The sequence below is a fragment of the Pseudarthrobacter sp. NPDC055928 genome (assembly GCF_042270935.1).
Classification (GTDB): Bacteria; Actinomycetota; Actinomycetes; order Actinomycetales; family Micrococcaceae; genus Arthrobacter.
Genome location: NZ_JBHJZH010000002.1, coordinates 301304 through 317536 on the forward strand (window position 1 = coordinate 301304; position 16233 = coordinate 317536).

Sequence of the window (16233 nt, forward strand, 5' to 3'; positions counted from 1 at the left end):
CCCGCAGGGCCCCTTTCCTTTGTAGCTACTAGTGAATAATTTCACAAAGAGCTCTTCCCAGAAATGGAGCAACTGATCAGCATGGATTGGCGTAACCGCGCAGCGTGCCTTGACAAGGACCCGGAACTGTTTTTCCCGGTCGGAAACACGGGCCCTGCCCTCCTCCAAATCGAGGAAGCCAAAAGCGTTTGCCGCCGCTGCCCCGTTGTTGATACGTGCCTCCAGTGGGCGCTGGAGTCCGGACAGGATGCCGGCGTCTGGGGCGGCATGAGCGAGGACGAGCGTCGCGCCCTGAAGCGGCGGGCCGCCCGCGCCCGCCGGGCCTCGTAATTTGAGCTAAGGCATCAACAGACGGCAATGGCCGCAACCCCAAGGGGTTGCGGCCATTCCTTTTGGGCAGCCGGATGATTACGCCGAGTGCACGTGTCGCGACTACTTCGGCATGAGGCTCAGCCGGATCCGGACGGCGGTTCCGCCGCCCTCCCGGGGCTGCCACGCGATGGTGCCACCGAGCTCACTGGTTACCAGTGTCCGGACGATCTGGAGCCCCAGTCCCTCGACATGCGGGGTCTCCGGCAGGCCCACGCCGTCATCTGCGACAGTAACCGTCAGCAGTTCTTCACCGTCGTCCCCTTCAGAACGGTCAGCCAGAAGCCATACAGTCCCCGTGCGTCCCTCGAGGCCGTGCTCGACGGCGTTGGTCACCAATTCATTAATCACCAGCGCCAGCGGGGTCGCGAAGTCACTGGGCAGTTCGCCGAACAACCCTGCCCGTTGAGTCTTGACTTGCTGCGAAGGTGACGCAACCTCAGCGGACAGCCTGAACTGCCGCCCGATCAGTTCGTCGAAGTCAACACTTTGGGCGAGCCCCTGTGAAAGCGTTTCGTGGACCAGGGCAATGGTGGCTACGCGGCGCATCGCCTGCTCCAGGCCCTGCTTGGCCTCATCGCTGACCATGCGGCGCGACTGCATGCGCAGCAGCGCCGCCACGGTCTGCAGATTGTTCTTCACCCTGTGGTGGATCTCGCGGATGGTCGCGTCTTTGGTCACGAGTTCCATTTCGCGCCGCCTCAGTTCGGAAACGTCGCGGCATAGAACGAGCGCCCCAAAACGGTGTTGCTCATCACGAAGCGGAATTGCCCGCAGGGACAGGCTCACGCCGCGGGATTCAATCTCACTGCGCCACGGCATCCGGCCCGTCACCACCAGTGGCAGCGTCTCATCGACCATTCGCCTGTCCTTCAGCAGGCTGGCTGTCACCTCCGCAAGCGAACGTCCCTCCAACGATTCACCGTCGCCCAGCCGCCGGAAGGCGGACACGCCGTTGGGGCTCGCATACTGCACGATGCCTTCAGCGTCGAGCCTGATCAGGCCGTCTCCCACCCGCGGTGCGCCACGACGGGATCCAGTGGGCGAGGCAAAATCTGGCCACAGCCCCAGCGTGCCCATCCGCAGCAAGTCATAGGCACACTGCCGATAGGTGAGTTCCAGCCTTGACGGCATTCGGGAACTGGACAGATCCATGTGAGTGGTTACAACGGCCAAGGTTCGGCCATTGCGGACCATGGGCACCGCCTCGACCCGCAGAGCCATGTCGCTGCTCCAGTTTGTTTCGCTGGACCGTTCAATGGCACGGCTGGACCATGCTTTGTCCACAAGGGGCTGCAGATCCGACCTGATACCCTCCCCCACAAAGTCCCCGTGGAAAACGGTGTGCGTGGTGGACGGCCGGACGTGCGCCAACGCCACATAGCCGTAGTCCGGGTGGGGGAACCAGAGGGCCAGGTCCGCAAACGCGAGGTCGGCAACCATCTGCCAGTCACCCACCAGGAGGTGCAGCCATTCGGCATCGCCCGGCCCGAAATCAGCATGTTCCCTGATGGGGTCCGTAAAGATTGCCACTGCACCTCCAGTTGCGACGCCAGTATCCCTAGCGTCGGACGATTGACCTCAAGAGCCTCAATGCTACCGACAGTGACGCCATATCGTCCGCTTCGAGGGAATTGACCTCGTCGAACATGCTCTTGGCCCTGCCCAGTTGTTCAGCGTTCTGGCTTTCCCATTCCTTCAGCCGGTCCTCCGGCGAAAGCCCCGAACCGGTGGATTCGAGCACCGCCATGGTCATGTCCGACACCGTCGAGTAGAGGTCGTCCCGCAAGGCCGCACGTGCCAGCGCCTGCCACCTGTCCTGCCTCGGCAGGCTGCTGATTCTTTCGAGCAGGGCATCAGCGTGGAAGCGATTAAACACGGTGTAGTAAACGGAGGCGATCTCCTCGACTGGATCCTTGCGGACCTTGGCGATCTTGGCAATGTCCAGGAGCACGAAACTTTCAAAGAGTTCAGCCCAGCGCAGAGCCAGGCCTTCCGGCAGCTTCCATTCCCTGGCTTCTTCAAGCCAGGCGGAGAGACGCTCCCGGTCGTCACCTCTCACATAGTCGAGGAGGCGGGCTCGCATGGGATCCATGACCGGTTTGAATTCGGCGACGATATCAGCGATGGGCCTGCTGGCTCCGCCTTGCCCGACGAGCCAGCGGACGGCGCGGTCCAACAGCCGCCGAATGTCCAGGTGGACGGTGCTCCAGTGCTCCGTGGGGAAAGACGCCGGGAGGCTGTTGAGTTCATCCACCATGACGTCCAGCTCGTAAATCTCGCGGAGGGCCACGAACGCCTTGGCAACAGCGACTTCCGTGGCGGACGTCTCTTCAATCGTCCGGAAGGCGAAGGTGATGCCGCCCATGTTGATCATGTCGTTCGCCACAACGGTCGCGATGATCTCCCGCCGCAGCGGATGTGTGTCGAGCTCGGCATCAAACCGTTCGCGGAGCTGACGGGGGAAGTAGGCCCGCAGAGTGCTGCGGAACCAGGGATCGTCTGCGAGGTCGCTTTCCCGCAAGGCGGAGGTCAGCTCGATCTTGGCGTACGCCGCCAGTACCGAAAGTTCCGGGGACGTCAGGCCCTGTCCTTGGGTCAGCCTTTCCCGCAACGACTCCGTGGATGGCAGGGCTTCCAGATCACGCTTGAGGTCGGCTGATTTTTCAAGCCAGTCCATCAGGCGTTCATAGCTGGGGCTCCACTCGGCAACACGCATCCGGTCGTTCAGGAGCAGGATGTTCTGGTCGATGTTGTCCTGGAGTACCAGCCTGCCCACCTCCTCGGTCATCGACGAGAGGAATCCGGCGCGTTCTTCTGCGGAGAGTTTGCCAGCGGCCACCATCCGGTCCACGAAGATCTTGATGTTGACTTCGTGGTCGGAGCAGTCCACGCCAGCCGAGTTGTCGATGGCATCAGTGTTGAGGATCACGCCCTGCAGTGCTGCCTCGATGCGCCCGCGTTGGGTCATCCCAAGGTTGCCGCCTTCACCGACGACTTTCACCCGCAGGTCACGGCCATCCACCCGGATGGCGTCATTCGCTTTGTCCCCGACGGAGGCATTCGACTCGGTGCTTGCCTTCACGTATGTTCCGATTCCGCCGTTGTAGAGCAAATCGGCAGGCGCCAACAGAATTGCGCGAAGAAGTTCCGGCGGGCTCAGCTGGGTGGTGGATTCCGGGAGGCCCAGCGCCGCACGCACCTGCTCGGAAACAGGGACAGTCTTGGCCTGGCGGACGAAAACGCCGCCGCCCTCGCTAATCAGCGATTTGTCGTAGTCATCCCACGAGGAGCGGGGCAGTTCGAACAGCCGCTGACGCTCAGCATAAGACGATTCCTCATCGGGATTGGGGTCGAGGAAAATATGGCGGTGGTCGAACGCGGCGAGCAGGCGGATATGGCGGGACAGGAGCATGCCGTTGCCAAAGACGTCACCTGACATGTCCCCGACACCGACGACGGTGAAGGGCTGGGTCTGCGTGTCCAGGTCCAATTCACTGAAGTGGCGCTTGACCGATTCCCAGGCGCCGCGCGCCGTAATCCCCATGGCTTTGTGGTCGTAACCTACGGAACCACCTGAGGCGAAGGCGTCTCCGAGCCAAAAACCGTACTCGGCGGCCAGGCCGTTGGCGATGTCGGAGAAAGTAGCCGTTCCCTTGTCCGCCGCCACTACAAGGTAGGAGTCGTCGTCGTCGTGACGCACAACGTCCGACGGCGGCACCAGGTTTTCGCCGTCAGGGCTCGTAACCAGGTTGTCGGTAAGGTCCAGCAGCCCACGGATGAAGGTCTTGTAGCTTTCAATGCCCTCGGCCATCCAGGCCGCGCGGTCTGCTGCCGGATCAGGGAGCTGTTTGGCGAAGAAGCCGCCCTTGGCACCAGTAGGAACGATCACCGCGTTCTTGACCGTCTGGGCCTTCACAAGGCCCAGGATCTCGGTACGGAAGTCTTCGCGGCGATCAGACCAGCGAAGCCCGCCGCGTGCCACTTTGCCAAACCGCAGGTGCACGCCTTCCACCCTTGGCGAATACACCCAGATCTCGAACTTCGGCCGCGGGAACGGCAGCCCGTCGATATTCGTCGGATCCAGCTTGAAGCTCAAGTGCTGCTTGAACTGGTAGTAATTGGTGCGCAGCGTGGCTTCGATCAAATTCATGAAGGTGCGGAGGATACGATCGGCGTCGAGGGTTGCGACCTGCTCAATCGCTTCGTTCAGTGCAGCCCGGACGGAGCCCTGGGTCGCGGCCCGCTGATCTTCATCGACAGAGGGATCGAAACGGGCGGCGAAGAGCGCGCTAAGGCCTTTGGTCACCGCAGGATTGGCAAGCAGGGTATCGGCGATGAACCCGAATGAGTTGGTGTTTCCCATCTGCCGCATGTAGCGCGCGTAGGCCCGCAAAACGGTGATCTGGCGCCAGTGCATTCCCTCACGGAGCACGAGGCGGTCGAAGCTGTCCGATTCAATGGCACCGGACACCGCGGCCCCGAAGGAGTCTGCCAGCAGTTCGCCGGTGGCGACCGGGTCTACACCAGCCGGGTACTTGAGCCCAAGGTCATAAAGGAAGAAGTCGCGGCGGTCAGCCGTCTCGATCTCGAAAGGCCGCTCATCCAGTACCTCAAGGCCCATGTTGTGGAAATAGGGCAGGATCTGGCTGAGGCTTTTGGGTTCGAGCATGTAGAGCTTGACCCGGGCGTCTTCCTCAAGGGTCGCTCCTGCGCCTTCGGGGAGATAGACATGGACACCCGGTCGCTCCTGCTTGGCCCCAGCGATGCGTTCCGCTTCGGCGCCGTACTTTTCGAAGCGGGAAATGTCCTGGAGGGCCTCCTCGACTTCGTAGTCCACGCGGTAGCTCGCTGGGAACGCCTCCGACCAGATGGAGGCCAGTTCCTTGGCCTGATCATCGTCCTCGCGCCCTCGCAGGACTTCTGCGATGCCTTCGCTCCACGAGCGGGCAGCACGAACCAGCCGTTTCTCCAGCTCTTCGGCGTCAACGTGGCTGACGTCGGCGCCTTTAGGCAGGCGGATGCGGAAGAACAGGCGAGCCAGGGCGGACTCGGTCATCCGGGCTTCGTAGTCGATGGAGACAGCCTGGAACGTTTCCCGCAACTCGTCCTCTATGCGGAGCCGTACGTTGGTGGTGTACCTGTCACGCGGAAGGTATACGAGGGCGGACATGAACCGGCCGTAGATATCCGGCCGAAGGAACAGCCGAGTGCGGCGGCGTTCCTGCAGCCGCTGGATCCCCATCGCGGTCGCCGCGAGGTCCGGGATCTCGATCTGGAACAGTTCGTCGCGCGGATAAGTCTCCAGGATTCCCAAAAGGTCCTTGCCGGAATGCGAATCAGGCGGGAAGCCGGCACTCCTCAGGACGGCGTCCACCTTTTCCCGGACGATCGGGATGTTACGGACCGACCCGGCGTAGGCGCTGGTGGCAAACAGTCCAATGAAGCGCCGCTCACCGTTGACGTTTCCCGCGGCGTCGAAGCTCTTCACGCCAATGTAATCGAGGTACGCGGGCCGGTGCACCGTTGACCTTGAGTTGGCCTTGGTAATTACGAGTGCGCGCTTTTCACGTGCCTTCTTCCGGCCGGCGTCAGTCAGGTGCTGGACATGGTGGGAATCAGCTGCAGCCCGTAGGAGTCCGAGCCCGCTGTCTTCGCGCAGCTCGAGGACGTCTTCGCCGTCGACGTTGACGAGGTCGTATTCCCGGTAGCCCAGGAAGGTGAAGTTTCCTTCATCGAGCCAGCGGAGGAGATCCTGGGCCTGCCTCAGCTCCGTGATCTGGGCAGGGTTGGCAACTTTGTCCAGGCTCTCCGCAATCTGCAGGGCCTTGTTGCGCATCTTTGGCCAGTCCTCGACGGCGGCCCGGACATCACCCAGGACGCGTTCCAGGCCGGCAAGCAGTGCGTCCCGGGCGTCGTCATTGGTGCGATCGATTTCTACGGCGATCCAGGACTCCATGTGGGAGGCGTTGTCGCCTGTAGCGATGAGGTGCGACATGCTGGGCATGGCGGCGGTGTCGCCGCTGGAAATTCCGAACTGGGAAGGCACGCGGTCGACCCTGACCAACTGTCCCGATTCGCGATTGCGGGTGACCACGAAAAGGGGGTGGATTACCAGGTGAATGGCCGAGTTCTGGCGGACCAGCTCAGCGTTGACCGAGTCAACGAGGAACGGCATGTCGTCCGTGACAACATACACAACGCTGCTGTCCGCCTCCGTGCTGATCGCGATCTTGGCTTGGCCAGGCAGGCGAACAGCTGCGACCTCGCGGTGCATTTCGGCCCGGGAGGCAAGCACATCCTGCGAATAACTGCGCGCATCCTCTTCGGCTAGATGCTGGTAGTAGTCCCCCAGGAAACCTTCACGGTCCCCAATGGCAAGGGGTTGATCCTCCACGCTGGATCCAGACGACATCGACAAACGCCTCCATCACAAGATTAATGCTGCACCTTTGCAGCTCTTATGGTGAGCCTAACCCTTTAGTCGGCGCCTCGCTGTGGAAGAAAATACAGAGGATCTGCCTTTTTGCTGGACTGATGCACAGACCAATTGAGCGATCGCAGCCCTCAGCTTCGATTCGGGCGAGGACTCAAGCAGCAGCGAGCCTCCGAGCAGGGCCGAATCGGCCGCGGGAGCGTCTGCGGGCAGGAACGCACTGATTGCCGCGGCTGGTCCATACCTGTTCCACGCGTCGCGCAGCTGGCGTTCGGGCGCCCTGCCCACAGCACCGGCCCGGACCTTGTTCATCACCACAATCGGAGCAACATGCGGGACGGCGAGCTCAAGTTCGGCCACACCGCGGACCAGCCGGGGCACGCCGATAGGGTCTGCCGACCCGATGGCATAGACCGTGTCAGCGAGTTCGAGGCTCCGCAGGGTGGCTGCGTTGCGTCGCGGGGCCATGGTGTCGAAGCTGAGCTCTTCATCCGCTTCTAGGCAGAATCCCGTATCGATGACCACTACATCGGCGATATCCCGGGCCCGCTCAAGAACCAGGGAAAGGGCCGCCGCGCGCAGTTCGGTCCATCTGTCCGCCCGGGTAATGCCGGTCAGGACCCGGAATGTGCCAAGCCTGGTCGCTACTGGCGCGGCAATCCTGAGCATTGCGTCGGCGTCAAGAAGACCTTGGTCCGCGAGCCGGCAAGCCTGTGCCAGGCCTGCCGATTCGTCCAAGAGGCCCAGGACCGCCGCAACGCTGGCCCCGTAGCTGTCGGCATCAATCAGCAGCACGGATTTGCCCTCAGCGGCAAGCTCGCCCGCCATATTCACGGCTACGAAGGTCCTTCCGGGCGATCCTGTGGGACCCCAGACAGCAATGATGCTGCCGGCACCGGGAGTGTCCATGACCTCCTCCGGGACTGCAGGAACAGGCCTTAACGCCGCGGAGGGATCGGCCAGGCCGGACGATGGATTGCCGGGCTTCAAGGAACTCCCCAATCGGCCGACAGCCTCAGAAATCCGTGCCGCCAAGGCGGCAGGCTCAACACCCGAAAGAGCTGACGCGACACCGATTCCGCGGAGCCGGGATGCCTCATCAGGATCATCGGTGAGGGCAATGACCACCACGCCGACGGCGCCAAGCCTGTCCACAAGGGAGGCGGTCAATCCTTCACATCCGTCCGCGACCACGGCGGCGCGGGCCAAACCACTTTGGCAGGCGGCGAGCAGCTCTGTGAGTTCGGCGCATCGACGGACCACCGTGACCGGACCGTGCAAGCGTTCGAGTCCGCCGACAACATCTTCCTGCGCCTGCCCGACGGTCACTACGGGAATGCTCACGAAGCGGCCCCGCCAGGATTCCACACCACGGCGATCTTGGCTTGATTTGCCTGCGCGCCCAGCAGCCCTGGCATTTGGCTATCTGACACCAGAACCATCAGCACGGTGCTTCGCGACGAACCCAACGCTGTTGAGCCCGACGTGACCTGCGCAATTTCGGCGTTTGGAAGGAGCAGCTTCGGCTCGCTGTATCCATTCTTCGCATCGGGTAGGGCAACCCATACATCGACCCGCGTGCCGGCTACGGCTTGGTTTGGCAGCACCTGCTCTACCGTAACCGCTACGGGCTTGCGGTCCAGGGCATCGGCGGTGCCCAGACTTTCCCGCGGAACGAGCTGGTCCTTGCCAATTCGTTGCACTGCAACCGCACCTTCAGGCAGGCCGCCCTCGACAGTGAAGTAGTGCTGTTCGGTATCACCTAGCCGCACTTTGGCGCGGACCACGTTGTCCTGCGTCAGCGCCTCACCGACCGCGATGGCATCGCGGGCAGCATAGACCTCGGTCGTCCTGTCGGCGCTGCCAACAAGCGAAATAACGCCCGCCACGGAGGCAAGGACAAGCAAAACGCCAACAAGAAGCCGAGGATCCTTCCAGGAAGGCCGTTTCAACCTCGCCGATGTTGTCGCACCATCAATACTCACGCGCAGTCTCCCCCTCGCTCCGCACCGGCGCAGTTAGCCGCACGCCGGACAACCTCATTGTTACGGCAAGGAAGGCTGAACAGGAAGTCAAAAAGGCCAAACAGCATCAGATTGTGGAAAAGTGCACCGAAGGGCCCCTGAAGTGGCAAAATGGCATTATGCCCCGATTCCTCACCCTTGCAGACGTCGCAGAGCAACTCCAGATCAACTCGCCGGCAGCCTATGCACTAGTCCGCAGCGGAGAACTCAAGGCGATCCAGGTTGGCGGCCGCGGCCAATGGCGCGTGGAGGAAAAGATGCTGGAGCAGTACATCGAGGAGCGCTACGCCGAAGCGAGCCGGATGATCCAGGAATCCAAGTCAAAATCAGTCTGATTCGACCCTGTCCCTGCCGGCCGCCAGCCAACAACGTGAGGGCTACAGTTCGCTTCTGAACGGTGACCTGACGGAAGCAAGGGCGGAAAACGGGATAGTGGACACCTGTCCCACCTGTGGTGCGCGCCGCGCTTCCCCGGGCCGGAGCGCAGCCAGGTCGATGTAGTCGCGGCCTACCTTGTCGATGACGCCCGACACTCCGGAGTCCTGCAGATCTGCCCCTCTGAGCGTGACTGTCAGCTCCGCCCGGTCCCGGGCCAGGGCACGAAGGGCATTCGACAGCCCAATGCGGCTGCGCACCGCAGAAGGCTCACCCACGGAAAACCGGCCTAATCCGGCATACCTCGAAACGGCACCGTGTGGAATCAGCACCTGGTGCCGCTTGTCATTCAAGACAAAGGCATCAGCCCCCGCGAATGTCAGGGTCCCTTCCAAAAATGCACCGGAGACGAGGTGCACCTTCACGATGGTCCCCAAGGATCCACGCAGGCGGTCGGCCAAACAGAGTCCGGCCGCGTCCACTCTGGCACGTTCAGAGATTTCGGCCTCCATCGAAAGCCTGTCGCCTTCGGCAAACTGGGCCTCCATGTCATTGAACAGGGCATCCCAACGCATTCGGCCAGCGTAAGGCGACCCTGCCGAGAGGTCAATTCATATCCTGATCCACTCCAACGTATGGACAAAAATCGATAAACTAGCGCAAACTATGTTTGAATACATCAAACAGCACTAAACAACATCAAAGACCAAGGAGTAGCCATGGCAGCAACAGGGCAGCGGAAGCTTGGCACTGACGCCGGCATGGCATCGGCCATCCTGTTGTTGGGCGGCTTCCTGTTGGTCACAGGGCATGGACTCGCGGCACCATGGGTCCTCGCCACCGCGGGCAGACCCGGACCTGACCTGGACCAACTGCTCGGTGCTGCCACAACTGCGGCGGGCGTGGGAGTTGCCAGCTGGTGGATGCTCTGCATGTCCTGCGCCTTCCTCGCGGCAGCCTTGGAACGCACGGGCCGGAAACGCGCGGCCGCTACGGCAAGCAGGTTCTGTCCGGCTTTTATGCGCCGGCTGGCGCTCGCATTCTTGGCCGTTCAGATCGTCTCCACCCCTCTCGCCTATGCCGATGAGCGGGTTTCCGGACCTGGCGGGGACCCAACGCAATCGGTCGCGGCGCCGGCTGCATGGGTACCTACCGCCGGCACAATCGCCCAAGTATCAACTGGCTCCGCGGGTATGGCGTTGGAACATCAGGCTCCCCTGTCGGGGATGCATCCGAACTGGCGGCCAACTTCTCCCATCACTGAACCAGACCTCGTTGTCGCCTCGCCCTCGCGGGCCAGGCAGGCGCCTCCAACAGCGCGGGCAGGCGTCACAGTACTTGCCGGGGACACGCTCTGGGACATCGCGGCCCGCGACCTGGGATCCACCGCCTCTGACGTCGAGGTGGCCCTGCACTGGCCTCGCTGGTACCAGGCCAACAAAGCTCAAATTGGTGAGAACCCGGACGTCCTGCTCCCGGGCCAGGTCCTGAAACCACCCGCCGCGGCCTAGGTGAGTAAAAACGGGCAGCACAATACTAAAAGGGGAAACCATGAGTGCAGTAACGCCGATCCGCCCAGCAGCGCCTGTTTCAAAGCTATCTCCAGCCGTGCGGCTGGTGCCTGACAGGACGGGACGTGCCCCGCGTCCGCTCAGGGCCGTCGATGAAAAGGCGGAGGTCCTGGCAATCATACGGAGCACGGTCCAGGCTTCAATGGAGGTCTTGGCAGGAATTCGCCCGGTCCATCAGCTTGCCCGCCGGCTGGACCCGCGCTGCCTTTCGGCTCTGCAACACCGCGCGTCGCTGATCCGGCGCGAGCTTGCCCGCTCATCGTCGCCGTCGTTGGCGAGGCTGCACAAAAACTCCGTGGTGAGGTCCGTCCGGCTGTGCGAGGCCGCTCCGGGCATCTACGAAGCTAGCGCCGTCGTCGTTGACGACGTGCGGGCACGTGCAGTGGCCGTCCGGCTGGAACAAAGCAAGGAGCTGTGGCGCGTCACTGAACTCGTGATTGGTTGATCCCTCGCAGCCGGAATCACAGGGAAGGGCCCGGAACTCTGGTTCCGGGCCCTTCCCTGTGATTCTCACGTCTTGGGTCAGACGTCATCGGTCATTTGCCAGTGATCAGCGGCGCTTCTTCTTGGCAGGCTTCTTGCTGGCATCCTGCACGGCCGCCTTAGCCGGGTTGCCCGACCGTCCGGATGAACGGCTTTCTACGCGTGTCTGGCTTGCGCCGTCTTCACCCGGTGCCGTGTATTGCAGCTGCGCAGGCTTCTCCGGTGCTTCCAGGCCAGCAGCATGGATCTGTGGCTCAACGTGCTCGGTGTGCCCGCCTGAGGCATCGACAACCACAACGTCCTGTGCCGGGGTTACCTCCACTTCAAGGTTGAACAGGAAACCCACGCTCTCCTCACGGATGGCTTCCATCATGCTCTGGAACATTGTGAAACCCTCGCGCTGGTACTCCACGAGCGGGTCACGCTGAGCCATGGCACGCAAGCCAATGCCTTCCTTAAGGTAGTCCATCTCATAAAGATGTTCCTGCCACTTGCGCCCGATGACGGAGAGCACCACCCTGCGCTCCAGCTCGCGCATGCTGTCCGAGCCGATGGCCTCCTCACGCGCCTGGTACACCAGCTTGGCGTCGGAAAGAAGCTCTTCCTTGAGGAACTCCACGGTGAGCCGGGACTTTCCGCCGGCCTCTTCGATGATGTCCTCCGCGGTAACGCTCACCGGGTAGAGGGTTTTCAGGTTGGTCCACAGCTGGTTGTAGTCCCAGTCATCGCCGTTGCCTTCGGCGGTGGCGGCGTCGATAAGAGCAGTGATGGTGTCTTCGATAAAGAACTGCACCTTTTCATGCAGGTCGTCGCCTTCAAGGATCCTCCGACGGTCGCCGTATATGGCTTCGCGCTGCCGATTCAGGACGTCGTCGTACTTCAGGACGTTCTTGCGCTGTTCGGCATTGCGGCCCTCCACCTGCCCCTGGGCAGAGGCGATGGCCCGGGACACCAGCTTGGATTCAAGCGCGACGTCGTCCGGCACCGAACTGTTCATCAGGCGCTCTGCTGCCCCTGAGTTGAAGAGCCGCATCAGGTCATCGGTCAGGGAAAGGTAGAACCGCGATTCGCCAGGATCACCCTGACGGCCGGAGCGGCCTCTGAGCTGGTTGTCAATGCGGCGGGACTCGTGCCGTTCGGTGCCCAGGACATAGAGGCCGCCGAGGCTCAGCACTTCCTCGTGCTCGTCTTTGACCGACTGCTTGGCCGCTTCGAAGGCAGCGGGCCACGCGGCCTCGTACTCCTCGGAGTTCTCTTCGGGGTCCAGTCCGCGCTTGGCGAGCTCAGCGACAGCCGTGAATTCGGCATTGCCGCCCAACATGATGTCGGTGCCACGGCCGGCCATGTTGGTTGCGACGGTGACAGCACCCTTGCGGCCAGCCTGGGCCACAATGGCAGCCTCGCGGGCATGGTTCTTGGCGTTCAGGACTTCGTGCCTGATGCCCTCCTTGGCGAGCAGCCCGGAAAGGTATTCGCTCTTCTCGACGCTCGTGGTACCCACAAGGACGGGCTGGCCCTTTTCGTGGCGCTCAGCAATATCCTTGACCACGGCGTCGAATTTCACTTTTTCGTTCTTGAACACGAGGTCGGACTGGTCGATCCGCTGCATGTCGCGGTTGGTGGGAATAGCCACAACGCCGAGCTTGTAGGTTCCCATGAACTCTGCGGCCTCGGTCTCCGCGGTGCCCGTCATGCCGGAGAGTTTGCCGTACATGCGGAAGTAGTTCTGAAGTGTCACCGTAGCAAGGGTCTGGTTCTCAGCCTTGATCTCGACGCCTTCCTTGGCCTCGATTGCCTGGTGCATCCCCTCGTTGTAGCGCCGGCCGGCAAGGATGCGGCCGGTATGTTCGTCGACAATCAGGACTTCGCCGTCCAGGATGACGTAGTCCTTGTCGCGCTTGAACAGTTCCTTGGCCTTGATGGCGTTGTTCAGGAAGCCGATGAGCGGTGTGTTGGCAGACTCGTAGAGGTTCTGGATACCAAGGTAGTCCTCGACTTTTTCAATACCGCTTTCCAGGACGCCAACCGTGCGCTTCTTCTCGTCGACCTCGTAGTCGTGTTCAGGCTGTAGGCGGAGAACTACCTTGGCGAACTCGCTGTACCAGCGGTTGGTGTCACCTTGGGCGGGCCCGGAGATAATCAGCGGCGTGCGGGCCTCGTCGATCAGGATGGAGTCGACCTCATCCACGATGGCGAAGTGATGCCCACGCTGGACCAGTTCGGACTTGTCCCAAGCCATGTTGTCGCGCAGGTAGTCGAAACCGAACTCGTTGTTAGTCCCGTAGGTGATGTCCGCGGCGTACTGCTCCCGGCGAACGGACGGATCCTGGTTGGACAGGATGCATCCGCTGGTCAGGCCGAGGAACCGGTAAACGCGGCCCATCAGGTCTGACTGGTATTCAGCCAGGTAGTCGTTAACAGTGATGACATGGACGCCGTTGCCGGTCAGGGCGTTGAGGTAGGCCGGAGCAGTGGCCACCAGGGTTTTACCTTCACCAGTCTTCATTTCGGCGATATTGCCCAGATGAAGGGCGGCGCCGCCCATCATCTGGACATCAAAGTGGCGCATGCCCAAGGTTCTGGATGAGGCCTCCCGCACTGCGGCAAAGGCCTCTGGCAGGAGGTCATCCAGCTTCTCGCCGTCCTGGTGCCGCGCCCGCAGGCGGTCGGTTTCTTCCCGGAGTTCGGCATCAGTAAACGTCTTGAACGAGTCTTCGAGAGCATTAATGGAATCGGCATAGTTCCGCAGTTGACGCAGGGTTTTTTTGTCACCCGTACGGAGAAGTTTTTCGATAAGTGATGCCACGTGAAGATGCTCCCAGTCTCTGCCGCCGAATTCTGGCGTTTTTAGTCTACGGGAGAGACACCGGCCGCGATGCCTGTGTTCCCTGAGAGCGGATAGCACTTCCAGCCGCTCCGACGGCTGCAGCCAGGTCCCCCGCCAGGTCTCCTGTCGGGCTGACCAGAACGTCCCCCAGCCCCAGCCATTCAGCCATCAGTTCCAGCTCGGCTGCAAGTTCGACGGCGGTCTCCGGCGGGGCGTCCGGCTCTCCGTAGGCGGACCTGACCAACAGCTTTCCGGCCGCACGGTCGGCCTTGAGGTCGACCCGTGCCACCAAGGTTTCGCCCAGCAGGAACGGGAGCACGTAGTATCCGAAGCGCCGCCGGTGCTCGGGGGTGTAAATCTCGATGCGGTAGTGGAAGCCAAACAGTTCCTCAAGTCGACGGCGTTCAAAGACCAGCGAGTCAAAGGGACTCAAGAGGGCCCGGCCTGCGGCCCGACGCGGCATCCTGGCTTCAGCGTGTCGGTAGACCTTTCTGTTCCAGCCGGTAACGGTCACTGGCTCCAGCCGTCCGGAACCCACCAGACGTTCTACTGCAGCGGCAGCGGGCTTGATCGGCATGCGGAAATAGTCAGCGAAACATCTCAGTGTTCCGATGCCGTGGGCCTGGGCTGCCGCATCGATCAGCCGATACATGGACTCGTCAGGGTCCCGCGGGCCCTCCGCCGGGGCTTGCCGATCCGGGACAACCCTCGCGGTGAGCGTATATCTGCGCTCGAACTGTTCCGTTCGCGACGCCGCGGAAACGAGGCCGGCTTCAAACAAATGTTCCAGAACCCTTTTGACGGCATTCCAGTTCCACCCCCAGTTGTCATCCCGGCGGTCCTCTACATGCCCGATTTCCACTGTCAGTTCTGCCGCCGTCATGGCACGTCCGCGGGCCAGAACGTCCAGGATCTTTCCGGCCACGGCTTCGCGCAGCACCGGGTCCATGGCCGCGGCCCCAACCCACTTACGCTTCTGCCACTGCACCAGGTCTAAGTAATGCTCTGGCCGGATGTAACTGGCTTCATGTGCCCAGTACTCCATCATTCGCCGCGGGTGCGTGCTGGACATCCGCTGCAGAATGCTGCGGTCGTAGTTGCCCAAGCGCGAGAAAAAAGGAAGAAAGTGGCTCCGCGAGACCACATTTACGGAATCGATCTGGACCAGCTGCAGCTGGGCAAAGGTACGGCCCACCGTCCGTGAAGTCACGGGTCCGGAGGGCCGTCCTTTGTCCAGGCCTTGGGCTGCCAGTGCGATCCGCCGTGCCTGTTCAAGGCTCAGCGTCGCCGCCACATCAGTCCTTTCGATGGATGGTCTACACCACCCTAGATCCTGGCAGCCTCGTCATCCGAGCGGTAGGCAAGGATCTTTTCTTCAACAACCTGTTCGCCCGGTTCGCACTCATGGTCCAGGGTAATGACGCCGTATGTCCAGCCGCGGCGGCGGTAAACGACGGAAGGTGTGTTCGTGGCTTTGTCCACAAACAGGTAGAAATCGTGACCCACCAGTTCCATGTTGTCCACGGCATCGTCAAGTGAGAGGGATGCTGCGGGGAAGACCTTGCGCCTGATCAGTACGGGCGAATCCCCAGCCGGAATGTCGTTCTCAACGTCGTACGGCGATTTTTCGGCTGCCACGGCCGCCGGTTCGTTACGGTGGCTTGCCTCGACATAAATGGGCTCATGGGCACTTGCTGGCTCCAATGACGCGGTGGCTTCGCGGACCGCCTTGGGCGTGTGGCGTCCATGGTGGACCTTCTTGCGGTCCTTTGCGCGGCGAAGACGTTCAAGCAGCTTGTTGTAGGCGAGGTCGAAGGCAGCGAATTTGTCTGCGGCGCTGGCTTCGGCACGGATTACGGGCCCGCGTCCCAGGACAGTCACTTCAACGGTGAGCTGGTCGCCGGCCTGGCGGGCATTGGTTTCTTTCGAGACCTTCGCATCCACCCGCTGGACCTTGTCGCCGAGCGATTCGATCTTCGAGATCTTTTCACCGGCGTATTCGCGGAAGCGGTCTGAGACCGTCAGATTTCGTCCGCTGATCATAAACTCCATGGTGCCCTCCAAATGACTTCGGTGACACGACGGCGGCACTTCCTAGGGCCGATCTGCTTGACAGTCGAGCCCCTTTCCGAGCCGCTATCGACAGGT

Annotated in this window: 12 protein-coding genes; 4 read left to right on the plus strand and 8 right to left on the minus strand. The window is 61.9% G+C overall.

From position 1 onward, the window contains the following. Positions 1-81 precede the first annotated feature (81 nt). On the plus strand, positions 82-330 hold the full coding sequence (locus ACFC25_RS04645) for a WhiB family transcriptional regulator (protein ID WP_003804966.1): 249 nt from the start codon (positions 82-84) through the stop codon (positions 328-330). A gap of 102 nt (positions 331-432) precedes the next feature. Here ACFC25_RS04645 and ACFC25_RS04650 read toward each other — a convergent pair whose 3' ends face one another. Genes ACFC25_RS04650 through ACFC25_RS04665 form a run of 4 tightly spaced genes read right to left on the minus strand, consistent with a single transcriptional unit; the run spans position 433 to position 8784 of the window. Continuing rightward, on the minus strand, positions 433-1902 hold the full coding sequence (locus ACFC25_RS04650) for a histidine kinase N-terminal domain-containing protein (RefSeq protein WP_337345774.1): 1470 nt from the start codon (positions 1900-1902) through the stop codon (positions 433-435). Between the two features lie 28 nt (positions 1903-1930). Then, the gene (locus ACFC25_RS04655) at positions 1931-6784 is read right to left on the minus strand and encodes an NAD-glutamate dehydrogenase (RefSeq protein WP_376044296.1); all 4854 of its coding nucleotides are present in this window, start codon (positions 6782-6784) and stop codon (positions 1931-1933) included. Between the two features lie 57 nt (positions 6785-6841). Beyond that, entirely contained in the window at positions 6842-8149 is a 1308-nt protein-coding gene (locus ACFC25_RS04660; protein WP_376044297.1) for a CpaE family protein, read from the minus strand. After that, on the minus strand, positions 8146-8784 hold the full coding sequence (locus ACFC25_RS04665; RefSeq protein WP_376044362.1) for a hypothetical protein: 639 nt from the start codon (positions 8782-8784) through the stop codon (positions 8146-8148). Before ACFC25_RS04665 ends, ACFC25_RS04660 begins: the two co-directional genes overlap by 4 nt. 164 nt (positions 8785-8948) lie before the next feature. Between ACFC25_RS04665 and ACFC25_RS04670 the strand changes: the two genes are divergently transcribed. Then, on the plus strand, positions 8949-9164 hold the full coding sequence (locus tag ACFC25_RS04670) for a helix-turn-helix domain-containing protein (protein WP_045729765.1): 216 nt from the start codon (positions 8949-8951) through the stop codon (positions 9162-9164). A gap of 42 nt (positions 9165-9206) precedes the next feature. Here ACFC25_RS04670 and ACFC25_RS04675 read toward each other — a convergent pair whose 3' ends face one another. After that, the gene (locus ACFC25_RS04675) at positions 9207-9779 is read right to left on the minus strand and encodes a hypothetical protein (protein ID WP_337350980.1); all 573 of its coding nucleotides are present in this window, start codon (positions 9777-9779) and stop codon (positions 9207-9209) included. Positions 9780-9923: 144 nt separating this feature from the next. Between ACFC25_RS04675 and ACFC25_RS04680 the strand changes: the two genes are divergently transcribed. Together ACFC25_RS04680 and ACFC25_RS04685 are read left to right on the plus strand one after the other, a co-directional pair. Next, the gene (locus ACFC25_RS04680; protein WP_376044298.1) at positions 9924-10715 is read left to right on the plus strand and encodes a LysM peptidoglycan-binding domain-containing protein; all 792 of its coding nucleotides are present in this window, start codon (positions 9924-9926) and stop codon (positions 10713-10715) included. Positions 10716-10755: 40 nt separating this feature from the next. Then, positions 10756-11220, plus strand: a complete 465-nt coding sequence (locus tag ACFC25_RS04685) for an Rv3235 family protein (RefSeq protein WP_337345768.1) — start codon at positions 10756-10758, stop codon at positions 11218-11220. A 105-nt stretch (positions 11221-11325) separates the two neighbouring features. Here ACFC25_RS04685 and secA read toward each other — a convergent pair whose 3' ends face one another. The 3 genes from secA to hpf are packed head-to-tail and all read right to left on the minus strand — an operon-like array spanning position 11326 to position 16137. After that, entirely contained in the window at positions 11326-14064 is a 2739-nt protein-coding gene (gene secA, locus ACFC25_RS04690) for a preprotein translocase subunit SecA (protein ID WP_337350978.1), read from the minus strand. A 46-nt stretch (positions 14065-14110) separates the two neighbouring features. After that, positions 14111-15379, minus strand: coding sequence for a winged helix-turn-helix domain-containing protein (locus tag ACFC25_RS04695; protein WP_376044299.1), 1269 nt, complete (start codon positions 15377-15379; stop codon positions 14111-14113). 32 nt (positions 15380-15411) lie between these two features. Beyond that, positions 15412-16137, minus strand: a complete 726-nt coding sequence (gene hpf, locus ACFC25_RS04700) for a ribosome hibernation-promoting factor, HPF/YfiA family (RefSeq protein WP_337345765.1) — start codon at positions 16135-16137, stop codon at positions 15412-15414. Positions 16138-16233 lie beyond the last annotated feature (96 nt).